This window comes from Rhizobium sp. L43 (genome assembly GCF_002531725.1).
Taxonomy (GTDB): Bacteria; Pseudomonadota; Alphaproteobacteria; order Rhizobiales; family Rhizobiaceae; genus Rhizobium.
Map to the genome: position 1 here is coordinate 1 of NZ_NWSQ01000033.1, position 19,357 is coordinate 19,357.

The following is a 19,357-nucleotide window of genomic DNA, read 5'->3' on the forward strand; positions in this document are numbered from 1 at the left end:
GCTTCCGTGATCGTGTCGTTGCCATCGCCGCGGGCATAGACATAAGTGTCGTTTCCATCTCCGCCATTCAAGGCGTCGTTACCCCGCCGGCCAATGAGCCTGTCGGCTGTGTTGAAGCCCGCTATGTTGTCGTTACCGGCAGTGCCCGCCTGATCGAGCAGCCTAGTGCGAATGTCAGAGCGGCTCCACACGGTGCCGTCGGCGAAGACCACCTGGTCGATGCCTTGGCTGAACCAGTCGTCGACGGTATCCTTCACCAGCACCGAACCAGCGTCACCGGCACCCGCTGCGCTTTCGGCGATAATAAAGGTGACGTCATTGCCGTTGCTTGCCAGGGTAACGTCGGACGGGTTCAGATCGATGAGCCTCAGCATATCGGCGGTGCCTTTGTTGGCAGCCTCCGTGATCGTATCGTTGCCGTCACCGCGGGCATAGACGTAAGTGTCATTGCCGTTCAGTCCAAAGAGACTGTCATCGCCTCTGCCACCTGACAGCGTGTCGTTTCCGCCGCTGCCTGTCAGACTATCGTTGCCATCACGACCTGCCATAAGGGCAGCGACACTAGTGCTCAGCGACTCTCCATCATTCGTTCCCTCGACAATCGAATTCAGGTCGAATGCTTCGACTATGAAGGAGCGATCAATGTCATCGAATAGCTCTACGACCTGCGATGCCAGCGACGGCATTTCATCTTTAAATACAGACAGAAGCGCGAGCGCGCTGGAGTCTGAGCCCAAGCTATGGGATCTGAACATCTCAACTAGTTGAAGTGCGAAGCTTCTGACATCCCCGCAAATGTGCTGGTTCAGCGGGTTGATGAAAATATGTTTGAACGGTGCGAGTGAACCCAGGTCTGCTCCGAGCCCTTCCCGCGCGATGACAGACCAAGCAGATTGAGCGAGGAAGTGAGCAGTATAATAATCCTTCAACTCCGAGAACGATTTCATCAGCGCCGTCGCGTTCTGGGAGGTTGGTTCTCCAACCATAATGGATCCGGGGGCTATGAAATTGCCCGCGATGCGATAGTCTTGGCCCATCATTTTTTGCAGAAGGGCCAGTGCCGGAGCGGGAATGGAGGGAAGTTCGTCTTCCTCGTCGCTTGGCGAAAGGAAGATTTGGGTCCCACCCCGTCCACCTGAAGAGGTGAACGTTGCTGTTGGGTTCAGTATCATTCCTTTAAGACCAAGGCCGTTCGCGAACGAGCCTGGTGCCAAAGCCAGATTGTTCTCTTCCAACCAATCATGAAGCTTTCCAGGATCTATGTTTTCCGGTGAGAACACGTATCCCTTAGGTATCGGTGGACTGGAGGAGTTTCCGTATCCATCCCCGAGATAATCGGCCAGTTTGTCGGGATCGTAGGCAAAATAAACAAGGAGATTGTCGATTTCCTCCATCCACTGAACGTTCTCGACGTCCGCCCAATTGAAGAGAAGATGGTCCATCCCGCCGAGGAATTCGCTGAAGTTGCCACTGCGGGCGACCTCGATCAAAGCTTGGGCCTCGGCCTTGAGCGAACTATCCTGCGTCATCGCGACCCACAAGCCGGGGACGTCGCCGTAGCCGGCAAGCTTCGGCAGATCATACACGTCAGCGCTGTATGCGAAGTTCTCTGGCACAATGTAGCTGCTTTGAAACTGCGAAAGTGCAAATACAATTTCGGCGGATTGTGTTACGGCACCATCGTTCCAGGTGACGTGGCTTGTGCTGAGAACCCTGTTGCCACTTAACATTGCTCCGGAAGGAGAAGCCTCAAGACTAAGGGACCTGACACCGTAGTCCGTCAGGGAGTGAAGCTCGTCGGACGACGACGAACCATCGCCGTTTGCATCTTTCCATATCTGCAAGGAATGGAACGCGGCATCGTTTGCATCGATGACATTGTCGCCATTGCTATCGAGGAGACGCAACTCCTGATATCCAAAGGAGGTCTGGGAACCAAACAACTCGGCGATATCATCAATGCGCCCGTTTCCGTTTTCGTCCAAGACCAACAGCCCGTCATCTGGTCCAACCCAACCAGTCCGTTCAGCGAAGCCATCGCCGTCAAGGTCGAAGTAGGCCGTTGAGGCACCAAGGCTTGTGAGTTCGATACCGTCCCCGTCCAGATCAATGACAAGAGGTTCGCAGGAAGGCGGATTGAACAGCAAGGAGAGAGCCGTATACCACCCAGGCAGATCATTGGGATCGAGTAGCCCAAGGTCCGTTAGAATCTTATGGAGCAACTGCGCGCCGTTGGAAATCGCATCGATAACGCCACCGACTGCCCAGGCGGCTGCTACAACGGCTGCGGCGGCCACAGAAAACTCGCCTGCAATAGCAACCGTGGTCGTTATTGCCACAGCGCTCAGAGCCGCCGAAACGCCATAGTTGGCGATGACCCCTACCAAATCGCTCCAGTCCCCGGTCTGTATACCGGTTTTGATGGCGTCATAAGACAGATTGAGGAATTCCACTGTGTCGCCCAGAAGCCCGCCGCCCAGCCCAACAAGCTTACTATCGAGAATTGCTGCCATCCGGTCGATAGTAGCCTGGTCAAGATGAGACAGATCGCCGGGCAGTCTGTCGGAAACACCCGCCAACAGATTCGAGAAATTCGAAATGTCTGCCATCGCCTTGTCGAACTGGTTGGCATCGAGGTATCCATCCTCCGATACCGCAAAGTTCGTGATGTAATACGACAAGAATTCCTTTATACTTACATCGCTGCCGAGGTTATTCTTGACCTCAAAATTCGCGACAATACTGATCTGCGTTATAGCCTTGTTAGCCTCAATCTGCCCACTCAGATCATTTTGATACCCCCCCGATTCGCTGAGACCGAGTTGCACCGTCGAAATGCGGGAGATTGCTATATTATATTGATCAATTGTGAGATGGCCGGCGTCATGCGCATGGTTTATTAAAGAAGTGACCGCATCCAGCCGTGCCTGCAAATTGTGATCCACCCCGACATCCGTCAACGTCCTATCCAGCCCGGTAATGTAGGCTTCCAATGAGGTGTCAGTTACTGTCCAACTGTCATATGCGCTGGCAAGATTAGCCGCATACTCAGTCGTGCCCATCACGCCCAGGGTCTGTCCTTCAATAGTGACAAGTCCTTGACTCAACTGTCTTGCAAAGAAATGGAGTTTGTACACTTTAGCGAGCTGCGTTTGGGGGCTAGCGCTCGAATCTAAAATCGTATCGATCTCTAAGATTAGAAATTGGGTGTAACCTGGATGGCTACCTATGTGCAGCGAACTCCCGAAACCGCTCTCATAGTAAATATTTTTTCCATCCACGCCTGTGAGTGCCCGCACATAGGCCGCGTCTTGGGGATCGCTGAAAAGTGCGATCTCGTTGCCAGCCATATCCATTGTGAAATTAGTTTCGGCAAGCAACGATGCCAGCCGTTCGGCAATCGTCGGGTCAAGCAACAATTCCACGGGAAAGATATGATGTATTTGGAATGCAAAAGGCACTGCCATTTATCTGTCCCCCTCAGAGAGCCCCAATTAGTCTGCTTTGACGACGCGGCAGGCACGAAAACCAAAGACCCTACCCATTTTTGCCGCTCGCAGAGCCTGCGTAAGACGGTCGCTCAGGAAAAACATGCGGATCAACGGTGGACTCACCCACAGGTCAGGCCCCTCTAACGCGGCCGGGCTGACGACCACATCGTCGTCGTGCAGGTTGGGTGGCATCCTCATACGTCCACTGCCGAGCACCCTTACGAGCGGCGAGTGCTCGCGCAGGAACGTATCCTTGCGCTCCCCGATGTTGAGACAAAAATACTCGCCTTCGACCGGCGTCTTGCGGTCATGCTGCAAAAGCTTGATTGGATAGAGCGAGGAATGGCCGAGATCGAATTGCCGCAGCACATCCGCGCAGGCCGCCGAAACCACCACCGCACCGGCAGCAAGCACGAGATCAGCCTGCTTCTTTTCCTTCTTGTCCGGATATATGGCAAAGATCTCGGTTGGAAAATGCTCGGCAGACATCGGCTCGCCGGCTTGATTCAATTCGGCCATCTGGCCGAGGCTCATGCCCGTTGGCAACGGATCAGCGGTAAACCCCTTGATCCGCGTTGGATCCATGAAGGCGCGGCTGGCCCAGACTCGTGCGCTTTGAGACTGCGTCATAGCTGCAATAATCTCCTGCTTCAGCTCACATCCGCACCGACAAAATCCTGAATAACAGCCGGGGTAAAGCGGGATTGCTCACAAATCATGCGCACGCGAATGCGCTGCGTGACGACGCATCTCTTGATTTCAGACAGTTGTTTCCGGAAACGATACTTCAGCGCAAAGAAAATAAAACTACAAACACGCCTCCCCCACTCGCATTTGCAATTACAATCACAATTCATGATGAATTATAGTTACGATGTCAACCAGAATTTGCAACACATTGTGAAATACCACCACTCGAAGAACGGTCCGGAAATGTATTAATAGCCAAGATTTTGATAAAGTTATGATGACTAAATATATGCTCGTAGGAGCACGATTGTATTTACATCAAACAAAAACGAACTTTAACCAAGGTTAACGTGCGCGAATTTCTAAGAGCGAGAGAAGTTTAATAGACTTGTTGCCAAATTCGATCTACGGCCTGTGGAAGTTTATCTGACGTTAGATAGCGATCGCCAGCGCCGTCATCTGCCGCGTGTCGTCGGTCGCGGCGATCACGCGGGCCTGCTCGAGCTGCTGGTAGACGCCCTCGCTCGACACCTGGAAAAGCTTGATGACGCGGTCCTGGCGCAGCTGGTTGCGAAAGCCGGTGAAATCGAAACGGGTCAGCAGATTTTCGACATTGAAGGTGGCGAGGCGAAGCGACATGGCAGGAGTCCGGTTGCGGACCGTACCTTATCCGGCAATTGCCGCAGGAAAAGGTGGCGGACGCAAGAAATATGCGAATAACCACCCGCTTGCATCCCGGACGCAGTGAGCTGTGTGTCAGCTCGACGAGCGGTGGCAGCGGTTAGAACAGTCATGTAATGTCTTCTGTATTGCTTATGAATTCTGGATGTTCTGGAGTCGCGAAAATCATGACCCCCAAAGAGAAAGAGATCCTGGAAGCGCTGGCGTGGATGTGCGAGCAATACCTCAGCCGCGGCAATGGCTTTCTGGACCACAAAGCGATGCACGCCGGCGAGCTAGCGATCGAAGTCCTTGCCTCCTACGGTTTCGTTAAGTCGGATATTCAAGGTGACAGCTGGACTGAAGAAGGCCTGCTTCTTCTTGAAGGTTCGTAAGGCTTAAAGCCGCCAGCCGGCGCGGATGACGGCGTGCACGGTTTCACCGGCCTCGACGACGACGCGGCTATAGGCGCGCAGCGTCTGGCCGTTGCCGAGCGTGAGTTTGACGGCGTAGCGCTCGCCCTCGAAAAGCACGGATTCGACAATCGCGGGAGCCCCCTCGCCGCCGATGATCACATCCTCCGGTCGCACCAGGATATCGACGCCGTCGGTATTGGCGGCCTGGAGCGCATCCTCAAGCTCGTCCCACTCCAGCTGGCGTTCGCCGCCCATGACAGGCAGCGTCAGGATCGCGCCGCGTCCGATCAGCCCGCCGACGATGCGCCCTTCCGGCCGGGCGTAGATTTCGGCCGGCGACGCCACCTGCAGCAGCCGGCCCTCCGACATGACGGCGACGTCGGTTGCCAGCGCCATCGCCTCGCTCTGGTCGTGGGTGACGTAGATCATCGCAGCACCCGAGCGCTGGTGGAACTCGCGGAACGTCTCCTCCATCTCCTGCTTCAGGTGCCGGTCGAGATTGGCAAGCGGCTCGTCGAGCAGCACGACGTCGGGCGAGGTCACCAGGCAGCGCGCGAGCGCCACGCGCTGGCGCTGGCCGCCGGAGAGATCGGTCGGCCGCCGCTCGGCGTAATCGGCAAGCCGGACGGTGCCAAGCGCATCGCGCACCTTCGCCCGGTAGGTCTCGCCTGATATGCCGCGCACTTTCAGGGGATAGCCGACATTGTCGGCGACGCTCATATGCGGCCACAGCGCATAGGACTGGAAAACCATCGCCATGTTGCGCTTCTCAGGCGGCAGCGACTGAGATGCGTCGGCCAGCAGCCGCTCGCCGAGATGGATCGAGCCATCGGTCGGCGTCTCGAAACCGGCGATCATCCGCAGCACCGTCGTCTTGCCGCAGCCGGAAGGACCGAGCAGCGCCAGGAAGCCGCCCTCACGCACATCGAGCGAAAAATCGCTGACGGCGGCCCGCCCGGTGCCGAAATCCTTGGCCACCCGGTTGAGGATCAGTTGCGCCATGGGACCACCCCTTTCGGCAGGCGTTTGGCGAGACACTCGAGCAACAGCATCATGACGACGACCATGAGGACGACAAGCACCGAGAGCGCCGAGGCAAGATCCGAGCTACCGCTGTCGTCGAGATTGTAGATGGCGACACCGAGCGTCTGGGTGCCGGCCGACCAGAGCAGTGCCGAGATCGTCAGCTCGTTGCAGGCGATCAGGAAGACGAGGATGACGGAAGCGCCGGCGGCCGGCGCAATCAGCGGCACAATGATATCGAAAAGCCGGCGGAAGAAGCCGGCGCCGGAAAGCCGTGCGGCCTCTTCCAGCGCCGGATCGAGCTGATGGAAGGCGCTGACCACGGGCTTCAGGCTGACGGCGAAGAAGGAGGAGAAATAGGCGATCAGGATGATCCAGATCGTGCCGTAGAGCGAGACGTTGAGGAGCGGGATCGGCGCGGCAAAGACGAGGATGAAGGACACCGCCATGACGATGCCGGGCAGCGAATAAGGTATTTCGATCAGGCTGGAGACGATGCGCGACAGCGCGTCCCTGCGCCGCGTCAGGGCATAGGCCGCAAGCACCGTCATCATGAGGAGACCAACGGCGGTGGCGCTGGCGAGCGACAGCGAATTGACGAAGGCCGTGCGCGTGACCGCCTGCCGGAACAGGATCTCCTGAAAGGCATGCAGCGACATGGTCTTGAAGGTGAGCGGCACACCATAGGCCGGCACCAGCGCGCCGGCAACCAGCGCAAAGAAGGGTGCAGCCAGCATGAAGAACAGGATGACCCAGAGCAGCGGTGTGAACAGCAGGCGCCAGGCGCCGAGTTCGAAGGCGGCACTCGCGCCCGACAGGCCGATGACGCGGTAATCGCGGCCGCGCAGCGCCCGGTCCTGGATCATCAGCCCGACGACCGAGATGATGGCGATGATCGCCGAGAGCACGGCGACATCGCCGAAGGTGCGGCTGGTGAAGGCTGAGAATTTGGTGAAGATCAAGGTCGGCAGCGTGAAGATCGAGGCGGGAATGCCGAGAATGGCGGGAATGCCGAAATTGCCGGTGCAGGAGACGAAGGAGATCGCCGCCCCGGCGATGATGCCGGGCAGCGACAAGGGCAGGATGATATCGCTGAACACCCGCAGACTGGAAGCGCCGGACAGCCGCGCCGCCTCGACGCCGTCGCGCGGCAGCGTCATCAGCCCGGCCCGGAGCGCGAGGTAGACCAGCGGCGCATGCTGCACGCCATAGAGCAGCGCAATGCCGCCCACCGAATAGAGCGGCTGCGGCGAGCCGAGCGGCGGGGCAAGCGAGAGCGCCTTCAACAGCGGGCTTGATGGACCCGACATATGCACCCAGGCAAGCGCCGTCACCTGCGGCGGGATCATCATCGGCAGCACGAAGAAGAAGCTGAGCGGCCCCTTGCCGCGAATATCGGTCAGCGTCAGCAGGAAGGCGAAGAGGCAGCCGATGAAAAGCGAGATGATCGTGCCCAGAATTGATGTGACGACAGTGTAATAGGTCGCCGCCCAGAGCGACGGCGCGCTCAGCACATCGATCACGCCGCCATTGGCAAAGGCTGATATCCCGACCATGGCAAGGCGGGCGAGCGGCAGCACGCTGAGGATCAGGACTGTGATGACGACAAAAGGAAACAGCCAGGCAGGCTGGCTGTTTCCGGTTCTGACATATCCGTGCATGAAAGGATCAGTTCGAACCGTAGATGCCCGAGAAGGTCTTGAGGTCCTGATCGGCATTCTTCAATGCTTCGGCCGCCTTGATCGGCAGCATCTTGATGGTATCGCGCGCCGGAAAACCTTCCGGAACCTTCATGTCGTTGCGGGCCGGGATATAGCCGAGCTTCAGGAAGCCCTCCTGGCCTTTCTCGGAGAGCACGTAATCGACGAATTTCTTGGCGGCTTCGGCGTTCTTGCTGCTGGCAAGGATACCGACCGGCTCGGTGACGGCGGAGACGCCTTCGCTCGGGAAGACGAACTCGACGGGAGCGCCCTTGGCCTTCTCGCGGATCGGCAGGTAATCGACGACCACGCCATAGGCCTTTTCGCCCGAGGCGACCGACTTCAGCACGGCGCCGTTGCCGCCGGCAGCGATTGCGCCGTTTTCAGCGAGCGACTTGTAGAAATCCCAGCCGAGGCCGGGAACGGCGGCGAGCGTCTGGGCGTGAATAAGGGCCGCACCCGAGGCAAGCGGGCTCGGCATGGTGACGAGGCCCTTGGCCTCCGGCTTGGTCAGGTCCTTCCAGCTCGTCGGCTTCATCGCCGCCGAGGTGTTGTACATGATGCCTGTCGTGATCAGCTTGGTCGAGTAATAATAGCCGTCGGCGTCATAGAGGGCGGCGTCGTACTGAGCAGCCTCCGGTGACTTGTAGGCGAGCAGCTTGCCGTCTTCCTTGAGGCGCTCCAGCGTCACCACGTCGGCGATCAGGAGGATGTCGGCGACCGGGTTGCCGGCCTGGATCTCGGCCTGCAGCTTGGCGACGATCTTCGGCGTGCCGTCGCGTACCCAGTCGACCTTGATATCGGGATTGGCGGCCATGAACCCATCGACCGTCGCCTGCGCGTCTTCATTCGGCTGGCTGGTGTAGAGAACGAGGTTTGCGGCGGAAGCCGGAATGGCAAAAAGGCTCGCAGCGACAAGTGCTGCGGCGGAAACGATCGTTTTCATGGGAAGGATCCTCGATTTCGATACCCCTCCCTTATTAGGGGTCCTTTACAGCGATGTGACAGCGGGCCGCTGCCGCCGGGCCTGGATTCAGCGCGCTCCTTTATGGCTTGTCGCACTGTCGACAATGGGTTGATCACGCCTCCAATTTCTGGAATCGCTATGGGTACGCCGGCCTGCACAAGCGCAAGCGGCTCACGCAGGCGTGAACACCCTGCCATTTGCCATTGTGCCGCTTCGCGGTACGTCAATCACGTTTCGATGAAGGAGGAGTTTCAATGGAATATCGTTCGCTTGGCCGTTCCGGCCTGAAGATTTCGACTTTGACCATGGGCACGATGACCTTCGGCGGCGTCGGCTGGGCGAAGACCGTCGGCGACCTCGGCGTTTCCGAGGCCCGCAAGATGATCGATATGTGCATCGATGCCGGCATCAACCTGCTCGACACCGCCAATGCCTATTCATCAGGCGAATGCGAAAACATCATCGGCGAGGTGCTCGGCGGCAAGCGGCCGCAAGGCGTGCTGCTCGCCACCAAAGCCCGCTTCAGCATGGGCGATGGCCCGAACGACCAGGGCCTGTCGCGCTACCACCTGATCCGCGAATGCGAGGCGAGCCTCAAACGCCTCAAGACTGATGTCATCGACCTCTATCAGGTGCATGAATGGGACGGCCAGACGCCGCTCGAAGAGACGATGGAAGCCCTCGACACCCTGATCAAACAGGGCAAAGTGCGGTATGTCGGCTGCTCGAACTATTCCGGCTGGCACATTATGAAGGCGCTTGGCATCGCCAACGAGCACAGGTACCAGCGCTTCGTCAGCCAGCAAATCCACTATACGTTGGAAGCCCGCGACGCAGAATACGAGCTGCTGCCGATCGCAATCGACCAGGGCCTCGGCGTGCTGGTCTGGAGCCCGCTTGCCGGCGGCCTGCTCTCCGGCAAGCACCGCCGCAACCAGGCGGCCCCGGAGGGCACGCGCCAGTTCGCCGGCTGGACCGAACCGCCGATCCGCGACGAGAACCGCCTGTGGAACATCGTCGAGACGCTGGTGGCAATCGGCGCGGAGCGCGGCGTCTCCGCCGCTCAAGTGGCACTTGCGTGGCTGATCGGCCGCAAGGCGGTGACCTCGGTCATCATCGGCGGGCGCACCGAAGCCCAGTTCCGCGACAACATCGCCGCCGCTGAGCTGAAGCTCACGGACGAGGAGCGCAAGCGCCTCGACGCCGTCAGCCTGCCGCCGGTGATCTATCCCTACTGGCACCAGCTGAATACGGTTAGCGACAGACTTGGCGAAGCCGATCTCGAGCTTTTCGGCCCGCACATCCAGCAATAACGCACCGCGACATTGCACGGCGAAAGACAGACGTCACAAAAGATGCACTTTCGCCGTGTTACTTTGCGACCCCGCTCAACCCGCGAGGTTCGTCATGCTGAAGAATTACAAGGTCCTGAAGGGTACGGCGAGCGCACTCGCCCTCGACGACGACAACGATCCCCATATCGAGATCCGCATCGAGGCGAACGGTGTCAGCTACCGCATCGCGCTCAACGTCCGCTCCAAGGAATCGCCGCACGACCTGCTCTACGCCAACATCGTCGATTTCAAGCACGGGGCGCTGACCGAGGCGCTGGAAGCCCTGCCGATGGGCCTGACCGACATCCGCAAGGACCATCCGGAGCTGGCGATCGATTATGTTCGCGGCGGGCTGATCGAGCGCGAGGACATGAATGTCGCGCCCTTCCAACTGTCCGGCCCGAAGAATGATCTCCGCGATTTCATCGAGCCGATCGTCCAGGAAGGCATTGCCGATACCGACGTGCATTTTTACGCCTTCGGGGAGGCTTGGGGGCCCGAGCACGAGAAGCCGGACCAGTATTTCCGTTTTGAGCCGGGCAACGGCATCCACGACATCCACATGAACCAGGGCGACGGCGGCAGCTTCAAGGCCACCAACGGACCGAACCAGGATGGCGCCCTGCTCGTTCATTTCAACGATACCGACGAATGGGCGGCGATCTTCCTCTGCTTCCAGTCGCAGAACTGGAACACCGATGCGGCGACCGGCCATCCGGTTTCCGAAAACCGCGGCGGCCAGGGCCGCGGCGAAGGCACCCGCCGGCCGCAGCCGGTCGTCGCCTCGTCGCTGCGCATCATCGCCGCGCTGATCAACCCGGTGAACGGCGCAGGCGGCGTGGAAGCCGAAACGGTCACGCTCATCAACCGCTCCGACATGGAGACATCGCTCAACGGCTGGAAACTGGAGGACGAAAACGGCCGGACCCAGACGCTGTCGGGAACGCTTGCGGCGGGCGAGCTGCACACCATAGCGCTCGATGCCGCCGCCGGCGGCCCACAGCTTGCCAACAGAGGCGGCGACATCATCCTGCGCAATGCCGACGGCGCCGTGGCCGACCGGGTCGGCTACGGCAAGAGCGAGACGGCAAACGAGGGCTGGACGACGATCTTTTGATGGGCGTTCTTTCTGGCTGACTGCAACCTGAAACGCTTATAGGAGTGACGGAGGGCAAGCGGCGCGCTCCTCTCTTCTCCCCTCGGGGAGAAGAGAATCGTGGCAGCGTCCCGCTTGCCACCTAACCCTGCTCAGCTATCAATCTCCGCCGAAATCAGCGCGCCCAACCGACCGATGCCGTCCTCGATCATCTGTTCGTTGGCGCAGGAGAAACTGACGCGGAAGGTGTTGACGCCGGAACCGTCGGCGAAGAAGGCCTTGCCGGGCACGAAGGCAACCTTGGCGGTTTCGAGCGATTTGGCGAGCAGCTTGGCGCCGTCCATGCCCTCGGGCAGCGTGATCCAGATGAACATGCCGCCTTCCGGCTTCGTCCAGCTCGTGCCCTCGGGCATATATTTCTCGAGCGCCGCCAGCATGCAGTCGCGCCGATGGCTGTAGGCCGCCTTGATCTTGGCGACCTGCGCATCGAAGCCGCGCTCGGCGACATCCGATATCGCCATCTGGTTGATCGTCGAGGAATGCAGGTCGGCCGCCTGCTTCATCAGCACCAGCTTGCGGATGACGGATGCATTGGCGACGATGAAGCCGACACGAAGGCCGGGCGCCAGGGTCTTCGAGAAGCTGCCGCAATAGATCGTGCGCGTATCGTTGATATGGCCCTTCTCGGCAATCTCGAGCGCCAGGATCGGCGGGATGGGATCGCCGTCATACCGCAGCGACTGGTAGGCTGCATCCTCGATGAGGGCGATATCCAGCTCCTCGGCAAGCGCCAGTACCTTTTTGCGGCCGGCGAGGTCGACCGTTTCGCCTGTGGGATTGGAGAAATCGGCGGAGAGATAGGCGAACTTTACCTTGCCGCCGGCAGCGGAAGCGGCCGCACGATAAGACTCTGGCGTCCGGTTGCCGTTCGGCGTCAGCTGGTCATAAGCCGGTTCATAGGCGTTGAAAGCCTGCAGCGCGCCGAGATAGGTCGGCCATGTCACCAGCGCGGTATCACCAGGCGACAGGAACAGCTTGCCGAGATAATCCAGCCCTTGCTGTGAGCCTGATACAATGAAGACATTGTCGAGTTCGCAGGGAATGCCGAGATCGACCATCTGCCTGACCAGCCATTCGCGCAGCGGCTTGTAGCCTTCGCTGACGGAATATTGCAGCGCCGAATTGACGGCGGCGCCGGAGAAGATATCGGCGTAGGCCCGCTGGAATTCCTCAGCCGGAAACAACGCCGGATCCGGAATGCCGCCGGCAAAGGAAATGATATCGGGCCGGTCGAGAAGCTTCAGCAGCTCGCGGATTTCGGATGCGCGCATACGCGACGAGCGCGACGCAAACATCGTGTCCCAGTTCAGCATGGGGTTTCCTCATATTTTTCTATTCCCCCAGCAGACCATGCCGGGTAATTTATGTCAACAATACTGACCTATTTTCTTGTCATGGTGACACGCTCAACCCGAATTTGCTGCTCGACGTCGGTCACCTCAAGCGATTATTCCTCTGATCAAAGCCGAAACCGGCTGATTCAGACCTTTCCAAAACCAGCCCGGCGGCAGTAGTGTCGCCGCCACTATTCAATGTACTATCAAGGTGCCAGCAATGACCGTGACGTCGGCCTCTCCTGAAATCAAAATCGAACTCCACAAGTCTCCCGTCTCCGACGCTGACCGCATCCAAGCTCTGGAGACGCCCGGCTTCGGCAAGGTCTTCACGGATCATATGGTCCTGGCACGATGGACTGCCGACAAGGGCTGGCACGATGCGAAGGTTACACCGAGGCGCCCTCTGGAGCTCGATCCTGCGAGCGCCGTGCTGCACTACGCTCAGGAAATCTTCGAGGGCATGAAAGCCTACAAGGCGGATGATGGCCGGATTCTGCTCTTTCGGCCTGAAGAGAACGCCCGCCGCTTCGCGCAGTCGGCGACCCGCATGGCAATGCCTCCCGTGCCCGAAGGACTCTTCCTGAAGGCGGTCGAAGAACTGGTCCGCGTTGACAAGGCCTGGATTCCATCAGGCGACGCCAGCCTCTACCTTCGCCCCTTCATGTTCGCCAACGAGGCGTTCCTCGGCGTTCGTCCGGCGCAGGAATATATCTTCTGCATCATCGCCTCTCCGGTCGGCGCCTACTTCAAAGGCGGCGCGAAGGCGGTCTCCCTATGGGTCGAGACCGAATACACCCGCGCAGCCGCCGGCGGCACCGGTGCTGCAAAATGCGGCGGAAACTACGCAGCCAGCCTCGTGGCGCAAGCGGAAGCCGCGAAGAAGGATTGCGATCAGGTCGTCTTCCTGGATGCAGCAGAGCATCGCTGGGTCGAGGAACTCGGCGGCATGAACGTCTTCTTCGTCATGAATGACGGATCGGTGGTCACCCCGCCTCTGGGCGGCACGATCCTGCCGGGTATCACCCGGGCCTCGGTAATCACGCTCGCTGGAGAAAAGGGCTTGCGCGTCGAGCAGCGTCCCTACTCCTTCGCGGAATGGCAGGCCGATGCTGCCAGTGGCAAGCTCGTCGAAGCCTTCGCTTGCGGCACTGCCGCGGTCCTGGCGGGCATCGGCCTGGTTCGACATGCCGGTGGCGAGTTTCTGGTCGGAGACGGACAGACCGGCAAATTGACCAGCGAACTGCGCCAGCAGCTCGTCAGTCTGCAGAAAGGCGTAACGAACGATGAGCGTGGCTGGACGCGCCTTATCCCGGCCTGAACCACGGACGCTCCACGCGAAGGCGGCGTCAACACCGACATGGTGGGCGCCGCTTTCCGCGTCGCCCGCAAAAGCCGCCGGGGCCGGCAACATGCACACCGCAAGATGCGTGGAGGTGCCCCTCGGCGCGACGCTTGCCCGCCTTGCCGCCGAAATATCGACAGCCCACAAACTCGCCACCGCCGACACGATCATCTATGCGACGGCCGAGCCACAATGCCGATATCCTGACATGCGATGCCCATTTCAAGGGCCTCGAGCGCGTCCTCTACATCGATAAAAAAGACTGACCTTCATGTGACCCAAGTGCTCGACGGCGGCGGTTAACGCTTCTATCACAGTGGAGGGAATGGTAATCTGGCATCAGGGACAGCTGAAAGCCGGCATGGACGGGCGGCAGCAAATTCAATGGCGAAAATGACGATCTCGCTTCCGGATAATCTGGCGGATTACGTCGCGCGCCGTGTCGCAAGCGGCAGATACGAGAGTGCCAGCACATATCTGACGGAACTCATCCTGAAGGACCAGGATCATCGCAAGCTTGATGACGACGAAATACGTGAGATTCTGAGGCTGGCTGAGGAGAGCGGCATCAGCGACCGGCGCATTGCCGACATCCTGTTGGAAACGAAGGCGAAACTGCGTGACAACCACCTATAGGCTGACCCGAACCGCGGACGCCGTGCTGTCAGGCATTGACGAATATGCCAGCCTGCATTTCGGCGAGGCGCAGGCGGATGCCTATCTTCTCGATTGGGACAGGATTTTCGTGCTTCTTTCGCGCGTGCCCTCCATGGGAGACGAGTGCGACGAACTCGGCGCCGGCCTTCGCCGCCTCCTCCACATGCGCCATGTTGCTTTCTACCGCGAAATACCGGACGGCATCCTCGTCATCGACATCATCGGCGCCGACCGGCTTCCCGAAAGACATCTCCAATCCAACCGACGTCCCCGAACGGCCGACCCGCATGCCTCGTGACACGACCTCCGCCTTTTACGCGGAAAACGCCGAGACATATGCCAATCGGGCGCGCAGCCTGCCCAAGCAACAGCTCGAAGCCTTCCTCGCCGGTCTTGCGCCGGGTGGCGTAATCCTCGAACTTGGCTGCGGCGGCGGGCAGGACAGCGCCTACATGCTGTCGCAAGGTTTCGACGTGACGCCGACCGATGGCTCGGCCGAGCTGGCAAGACAGGCGGAACGGTTGATCGGCAGGCCGGTCAGGGTCATGCTATTCCAAGAGCTCGACGCCGACAGCGCCTTCGACGGCATCTGGGCGCATGCGAGCCTTCTCCACGTCCCGAGGCCTGAACTGCCCGACGTCTTCTCCCGCATCCGCCGCGCCTTGCGGCCCGGCGGCCTCCTTCACGCAAGCTTCAAAGCGGGAGATGCGGAGGGCCATGACGGCTTCGGGCGTTACTACAACTATCCCTCCGCCGAATGGCTGTCTAAGCTTTTGACGAAAGGCGGCTGGCGGAATATCGCCATACGCCAATATGACGGCGGCGGATATGATGGCAAGCCGACCCCCTGGCTCACCATCGACGCGCAACGATAAAGGCCGGAGCTTTCGCGCCGGCGGGACATCACGTCTATTTTCTCACTCCGGCGCCCCAACGCGAGAAGGCAGACGTCGCAATTCTCTGATTTCATCGAGGAGGCGATCGACAATCCAGTGCCGTTGCGGCGGTATCGCATCGATCAGCCCGATGAATGCATTCTCAATCACATCCCCCTTGAACCATTCCAGGACGAGATCGCGCTTTTCCCGCGCGACATCCTGCCAAAAACCGTTGCCCCGGTAGAGGCTTTGAAGATCGGCACCGGCAAGCTGAATGAAAGCGTTCGGCGTCGGCTGTTTCAGCCATAGATCAAGGCATGCCTCGAACTGCAGATCGAGTCTTGCCAGCGCCACGATCCAGTCCCAAGCCGACGCATCGAAATCAGGATCCAGCAGTCTCTTATAGGCCCACGCCGAGTAGAAAAAATTCGCGACAGCTGTCTGTTTGGCTATCGGCCATTGCTGCCAGTCGCACAATAAAAGCTTGGAAGCGATGATCGGCGGCTCGAAACCATACGAGGATGGGCTGAGGACGGCACAATGCAGGATACGCGGCAGGAAATGCTTGAAATCATCGGCCGAGCCGACCGTCGTTATCGCACTTGCCGCATACTCGGCCAGCTCCGCCGCCTGGATCTCGCACAAAGGCGCGGACTTGAGTGCGGTAAGAATTTTCTCGGCGTCGCGCAACGGCGAAGCGTCCAGGGACGACGGGAAGGGATATTCCAGGAATGCGGGATAGAGGGTTCCAAGACCATCTTCCAGGTCCTTCTTTGCCGACCGCATGATCGCTTCAAACACGCCAGATCCAATATCAGCTTCGACAACAGACGCACCAATAGCAAAGGAGGCCGGAGCTTTCACTCCGACCTCCCGTTTTATTTCACCGGAACCGCTTAGTTCACGCTCTTGTCGACCAGCTTGTTCTTGCCGATCCAGGGCATCATGGCGCGGAGCTTCGTGCCGACTTCCTCGATCTGGTGGCTGTCGTTCAGGCGGCGGATGCCCTTGAAGCGTGCGCCGCCGGCGCGGTATTCCTGCATCCAGTCGGAAGTGAACTTGCCGGTCTGGATGTCCTTGAGGACGCGCTTCATCTCGGCCTTGGTCTCGGCGGTGATGATGCGCGGACCGGAGACATATTCACCCCACTCGGCGGTGTTCGAGATCGAGTAGTTCATGTTGGCGATGCCGCCTTCATAGATCAGGTCGACGATCAGCTTCACTTCATGCAGGCACTCGAAATAGGCCATTTCGGGAGCGTAACCGGCTTCGGTGAGCGTTTCGAACCCGGCGCGGATGAGCTCGACGAGACCGCCGCAGAGAACGACCTGTTCGCCGAAGAGGTCGGTTTCGCACTCTTCGCGGAAGTTGGTTTCGATGATGCCCGAACGGCCGCCGCCGACGCCGCAGGCGTAGGAGAGAGCGAGTTCAAGCGCATTGCCGGAAGCGTTCTGGTGAACGGCAACGAGGCAGGGAACGCCGCCGCCCTTCTGGTATTCGCCGCGAACCGTGTGGCCCGGGCCTTTCGGGGCGATCATGACGACGTCGACGGTCGCCTTCGGCTCGATGAGGCCGAAGTGAACGTTGAGGCCGTGTGCGAAGGCAATCGCAGCGCCGTCACGGATGTTCGGAGCGATATCGGCCTTGTAGATGTCGGCCTGCAGCTCGTCCGGGGTTGCCATCATCATCAGGTCCGCCCAGCCGGCGGCGTCCGCAACCGTCTTGACCTGGAAGCCGTCGGCTTCGGCCTTCTTGATCGTGGGCGAGCCGGCCTTCAGCGCGATGACGACGTTGCCGGCGCCGCTGTCCTTGAGGTTCAGCGCATGGGCACGGCCCTGCGAGCCGTAACCGATGATAGCGACCTTCTTGGCCTTGATGAGGTTGAGATCGGCATCCCGATCGTAATAGACGCGCATTTGAAGTTCCTTCCCTTTTGCTTGTCTTGTTGACTGTCATGAAAGCGGGTCAGCCGAGAACCGGCATCTCCGCCAGAACCTTGTCCGTGCCATAGAGCCGGAGGAAGGCGGTGACCGCCCTCTCCGCCTGGCGTGCGGTATCCTTGAGCCCGGGTTCGCCGAGCAGCATGCGCACATGCAGGTCGGAAACAACAAGGCCGTAAAGCGTATGATAAGCCTCGTCGGCATCGGAAAAACGCAGCAGCCCTGCCCTCTTTCCGGCATCGATCAGCGCCATGGCCCGCCGGTCGATCTGGCGGCGGCCGCGTTCGAGCAGCAGCTTGCCGAGCTTCGAGCCGTCGCGGTTGGACTGGCCGATCGCCAGCCGGTTCAGCGCCAGCGAGACGTCGCCGGCCAGAACCTCCAGCAGGTCACGCGCGAAAATGACGACATGGTCGTGCAGGCTCGCCGCCGTCAACCGCTCGCCGTTGCGCTCGAAAGTCCGCACCTTGCTCGCCTGGTAGGCAATCATCGCCGACAGCAGCCCGTCGCGATCGCCGAACCACTTGTAGAGGCTTTCCTTGGAGCAATTGGCGGCGCGCGCCACACCCGAAGTCGTCAGCGCCTTCTCGCCGCCATCGACAAGCAACCGCAGCGCCTGCTCCAGAACGGCGTTCTGGCGCGGCGAAAATTCGCTCGGCTCTGCGGTATCGACGGACACGGTCACGGCTCCCAGGCAAGTACCGTACGGTACGGTTCGTGAGGTTTATGCGATAAACCGGTCAGGCCGTCAAGAAGCCCCGACAGATTTTTTATACGGGAAAGCGCGGTGAGACGCCAGAATTGGATAGGCGCGCTCCGGACGATTGCATAATGTCGCGCCACGCCATCTGCCGGGAGCCTTCCATGTCGCGCCTGCCTACCCTTCTCCTGCTCGGGGCAACGCTCCTCGCCGCCTCCGGCGCCTTCGCGCGGGATAGCGACGTCTACAGCAGGATCGAGGAGCTGCACGGCGACGCCGCGGGTTTCGACCGGCCCCTGCGCCAGCTCGTCCAAGCGATGCACACAGGCGATGCCGAGGCTATCGCAGGCCTTGCCGAATATCCGCTGACCGTCAAGGCCAACGGTGAGACCTATGATGTGGAGAATGCGGAAGATTTCATCGACAATTTCGACGATCTGGTGACGCCGGAAACGCGCCGCGCCGTCGGCCGCCAGCAATACCAGGATCTCTTCGTCAACAGCGACGGTGTCATGCTGGCGAACGGCGCCGTCTGGATGGGCGCGGTCTGCGAAGACGACGCCTGCGAGCAAAGCCATTGGGCGATCATCGCGATCAACAACTGAAATCTGGCGATGAGGAAACGCCGATGAAATACCGAATAACAGCCGCAGTCATCACCGCAGCCCTCGCCATCGCCGCAAACGTACAGGCGGCCGAGACCCGCTGCGGCTGGATTGAGAACCCGACGCCCGCCAACTGGTGGCTGGAGGATGCGGAGAACACCTGGACGATCATGACCCAGGGCGACGATGCCGACGCGGTGGAAGGCATGGAACTGATCCCCGACATCTCCGAGCACGATTACGTCAAAACCAACGGCAATTACGGCTATGCCTGCGCCTGCATGAGTGTGGAAACGGATGGCAAGGATCGCATCACCCGCATCCTCTCCTTCCGCCAGCTAAAGCTCGCCAAATGCCGGGCCGACAAGGCGCTGAAATTCCCCGGCTGATGAGCCGCATCACCCGAAGACCGGATGGCGGCCGCGACCATGACTTGAACCAAGGATAATCGGTCCGCGAAGAGC

The 19,357-nt window shown here is 59.8% G+C and carries 18 protein-coding genes and 2 pseudogenes; 10 read left to right on the forward strand and 10 right to left on the reverse strand.

The features are described 5' to 3' along the window. The 3 genes and pseudogenes from CO667_RS29475 to CO667_RS29485 all read right to left on the reverse strand — a co-directional run. The coding region (locus tag CO667_RS29475; protein WP_143540764.1) for a calcium-binding protein at nt 1–3,467 on the reverse strand (3,467 nt) is incomplete at its 3' end. A 27-nt stretch (nt 3,468–3,494) separates the two neighbouring features. Next, nucleotides 3,495–4,121 carry a hypothetical protein gene (locus CO667_RS29480; protein WP_097621709.1) on the reverse strand — a complete coding sequence of 209 codons (627 nt, stop codon included), beginning with the start codon at nt 4,119–4,121 and terminating at the stop codon, nt 3,495–3,497. A gap of 498 nt (nt 4,122–4,619) precedes the next feature. Further along, nucleotides 4,620–4,820: pseudogene (locus tag CO667_RS29485) on the reverse strand (endonuclease); the annotation flags it as partial. Between the two features lie 209 nt (nt 4,821–5,029). Here CO667_RS29485 and CO667_RS29490 point away from each other — a divergent pair. Continuing rightward, nucleotides 5,030–5,236, forward strand: coding sequence for a hypothetical protein (locus tag CO667_RS29490; protein ID WP_179874248.1), 207 nt, complete (start codon nt 5,030–5,032; stop codon nt 5,234–5,236). Between the two features lie 3 nt (nt 5,237–5,239). Here the strand turns inward: CO667_RS29490 and CO667_RS29495 are convergent, their stop codons facing one another. From CO667_RS29495 to CO667_RS29505, 3 genes are read right to left on the reverse strand one after another with little or no spacing between them, the layout of a single operon-like run. After that, entirely contained in the window at nt 5,240–6,259 is a 1,020-nt protein-coding gene (locus CO667_RS29495; protein ID WP_097621711.1) for an ABC transporter ATP-binding protein, read from the reverse strand. Continuing rightward, nucleotides 6,247–7,941, reverse strand: a complete 1,695-nt coding sequence (locus CO667_RS29500; RefSeq protein ID WP_097621712.1) for an iron ABC transporter permease — start codon at nt 7,939–7,941, stop codon at nt 6,247–6,249. Before CO667_RS29500 ends, CO667_RS29495 begins: the two co-directional genes overlap by 13 nt. Before the next feature lie 7 nt (nt 7,942–7,948). Continuing rightward, nucleotides 7,949–8,926 (reverse strand): ABC transporter substrate-binding protein, encoded by a 978-nt coding sequence (locus tag CO667_RS29505; RefSeq protein ID WP_097621713.1) that lies wholly within the window; start codon nt 8,924–8,926, stop codon nt 7,949–7,951. A gap of 275 nt (nt 8,927–9,201) precedes the next feature. Between CO667_RS29505 and CO667_RS29510 the strand changes: the two genes are divergently transcribed. Together CO667_RS29510 and CO667_RS29515 are read left to right on the forward strand one after the other, a co-directional pair. Continuing rightward, complete coding sequence (locus CO667_RS29510; protein ID WP_097621714.1) at nt 9,202–10,260, forward strand: aldo/keto reductase; 1,059 nt, start codon at nt 9,202–9,204, stop codon at nt 10,258–10,260. Between the two features lie 94 nt (nt 10,261–10,354). Then, nucleotides 10,355–11,398 (forward strand): DUF2278 family protein, encoded by a 1,044-nt coding sequence (locus CO667_RS29515; RefSeq protein ID WP_097621715.1) that lies wholly within the window; start codon nt 10,355–10,357, stop codon nt 11,396–11,398. A 131-nt stretch (nt 11,399–11,529) separates the two neighbouring features. Here CO667_RS29515 and CO667_RS29520 read toward each other — a convergent pair whose 3' ends face one another. Then, the gene (locus tag CO667_RS29520; protein WP_097621716.1) at nt 11,530–12,750 is read right to left on the reverse strand and encodes a PLP-dependent aminotransferase family protein; all 1,221 of its coding nucleotides are present in this window, start codon (nt 12,748–12,750) and stop codon (nt 11,530–11,532) included. Between the two features lie 241 nt (nt 12,751–12,991). On the opposite strand from CO667_RS29520, the gene CO667_RS29525 reads away from it, so the two are divergent. The 5 genes and pseudogenes from CO667_RS29525 (at nt 12,992) to CO667_RS29545 (ending at nt 15,648) form a co-directional block, all read left to right on the forward strand. Further along, nucleotides 12,992–14,092: a branched-chain amino acid aminotransferase gene (locus CO667_RS29525; RefSeq protein WP_097621717.1), complete on the forward strand. Its 1,101-nt coding sequence runs from the start codon at nt 12,992–12,994 to the stop codon at nt 14,090–14,092. Nucleotides 14,093–14,186: 94 nt separating this feature from the next. After that, a pseudogene (locus tag CO667_RS36035) lies at nt 14,187–14,382 on the forward strand (PIN domain-containing protein); the annotation flags it as partial. Between the two features lie 118 nt (nt 14,383–14,500). Beyond that, nucleotides 14,501–14,752, forward strand: a complete 252-nt coding sequence (locus CO667_RS29535) for a transcriptional regulator (RefSeq protein WP_097621718.1) — start codon at nt 14,501–14,503, stop codon at nt 14,750–14,752. Continuing rightward, complete coding sequence (locus CO667_RS29540) at nt 14,736–15,071, forward strand: type II toxin-antitoxin system RelE/ParE family toxin (RefSeq protein ID WP_097621719.1); 336 nt, start codon at nt 14,736–14,738, stop codon at nt 15,069–15,071. The genes CO667_RS29535 and CO667_RS29540 overlap by 17 nt, the downstream gene beginning before the upstream one ends. Next, entirely contained in the window at nt 15,061–15,648 is a 588-nt protein-coding gene (locus CO667_RS29545; protein WP_097621720.1) for a class I SAM-dependent methyltransferase, read from the forward strand. Before CO667_RS29540 ends, CO667_RS29545 begins: the two co-directional genes overlap by 11 nt. Nucleotides 15,649–15,690: 42 nt before the next feature. On the opposite strand, the gene CO667_RS29550 is transcribed toward CO667_RS29545, so the two are convergent. Genes CO667_RS29550 through CO667_RS29560 form a run of 3 tightly spaced genes read right to left on the reverse strand, consistent with a single transcriptional unit; the run spans nt 15,691 to nt 18,282 of the window. Further along, entirely contained in the window at nt 15,691–16,515 is an 825-nt protein-coding gene (locus CO667_RS29550) for a hypothetical protein (RefSeq protein WP_143540765.1), read from the reverse strand. A 32-nt stretch (nt 16,516–16,547) separates the two neighbouring features. After that, nucleotides 16,548–17,567 (reverse strand): ketol-acid reductoisomerase, encoded by a 1,020-nt coding sequence (gene ilvC, locus CO667_RS29555; RefSeq protein WP_097621722.1) that lies wholly within the window; start codon nt 17,565–17,567, stop codon nt 16,548–16,550. A 49-nt stretch (nt 17,568–17,616) separates the two neighbouring features. Next, nucleotides 17,617–18,282, reverse strand: a complete 666-nt coding sequence (locus CO667_RS29560) for a TetR/AcrR family transcriptional regulator C-terminal domain-containing protein (protein WP_012558289.1) — start codon at nt 18,280–18,282, stop codon at nt 17,617–17,619. A 170-nt stretch (nt 18,283–18,452) separates the two neighbouring features. On the opposite strand from CO667_RS29560, the gene CO667_RS29565 reads away from it, so the two are divergent. Both CO667_RS29565 and CO667_RS29570 read left to right on the forward strand, forming a co-directional pair. After that, nucleotides 18,453–18,893, forward strand: a complete 441-nt coding sequence (locus tag CO667_RS29565; RefSeq protein ID WP_097621723.1) for a hypothetical protein — start codon at nt 18,453–18,455, stop codon at nt 18,891–18,893. Nucleotides 18,894–18,916: 23 nt separating this feature from the next. Beyond that, complete coding sequence (locus CO667_RS29570) at nt 18,917–19,282, forward strand: DUF4087 domain-containing protein (protein ID WP_097621724.1); 366 nt, start codon at nt 18,917–18,919, stop codon at nt 19,280–19,282. The last annotated feature ends 75 nt before the right edge of the window (nt 19,283–19,357 follow it).

Bases quoted from the DNA above. Each gene is read 5' to 3' on its own strand.
- CO667_RS29570 (WP_097621724.1), top strand. From the start codon at position 18,917: ATGAAATACCGAATAACAGCCGCAGTCATCACCGCAGCCCTCGCCATC.
- CO667_RS29565 (WP_097621723.1), top strand. From the start codon at position 18,453: ATGTCGCGCCTGCCTACCCTTCTCCTGCTCGGGGCAACGCTCCTCGCC.
- CO667_RS29520 (WP_097621716.1), bottom strand. From the start codon at position 12,750: ATGCTGAACTGGGACACGATGTTTGCGTCGCGCTCGTCGCGTATGCGC.
- CO667_RS29490 (WP_179874248.1), top strand. From the start codon at position 5,030: ATGACCCCCAAAGAGAAAGAGATCCTGGAAGCGCTGGCGTGGATGTGC.
- CO667_RS29500 (WP_097621712.1), bottom strand. From the start codon at position 7,941: ATGCACGGATATGTCAGAACCGGAAACAGCCAGCCTGCCTGGCTGTTT.
- CO667_RS29495 (WP_097621711.1), bottom strand. From the start codon at position 6,259: ATGGCGCAACTGATCCTCAACCGGGTGGCCAAGGATTTCGGCACCGGG.
- CO667_RS29480 (WP_097621709.1), bottom strand. From the start codon at position 4,121: ATGACGCAGTCTCAAAGCGCACGAGTCTGGGCCAGCCGCGCCTTCATG.
- CO667_RS29515 (WP_097621715.1), top strand. From the start codon at position 10,355: ATGCTGAAGAATTACAAGGTCCTGAAGGGTACGGCGAGCGCACTCGCC.
- CO667_RS29545 (WP_097621720.1), top strand. From the start codon at position 15,061: ATGCCTCGTGACACGACCTCCGCCTTTTACGCGGAAAACGCCGAGACA.
- CO667_RS29535 (WP_097621718.1), top strand. From the start codon at position 14,501: ATGGCGAAAATGACGATCTCGCTTCCGGATAATCTGGCGGATTACGTC.
- CO667_RS29525 (WP_097621717.1), top strand. From the start codon at position 12,992: ATGACCGTGACGTCGGCCTCTCCTGAAATCAAAATCGAACTCCACAAG.
- CO667_RS29510 (WP_097621714.1), top strand. From the start codon at position 9,202: ATGGAATATCGTTCGCTTGGCCGTTCCGGCCTGAAGATTTCGACTTTG.
- ilvC (WP_097621722.1), bottom strand. From the start codon at position 17,567: ATGCGCGTCTATTACGATCGGGATGCCGATCTCAACCTCATCAAGGCC.
- CO667_RS29505 (WP_097621713.1), bottom strand. From the start codon at position 8,926: ATGAAAACGATCGTTTCCGCCGCAGCACTTGTCGCTGCGAGCCTTTTT.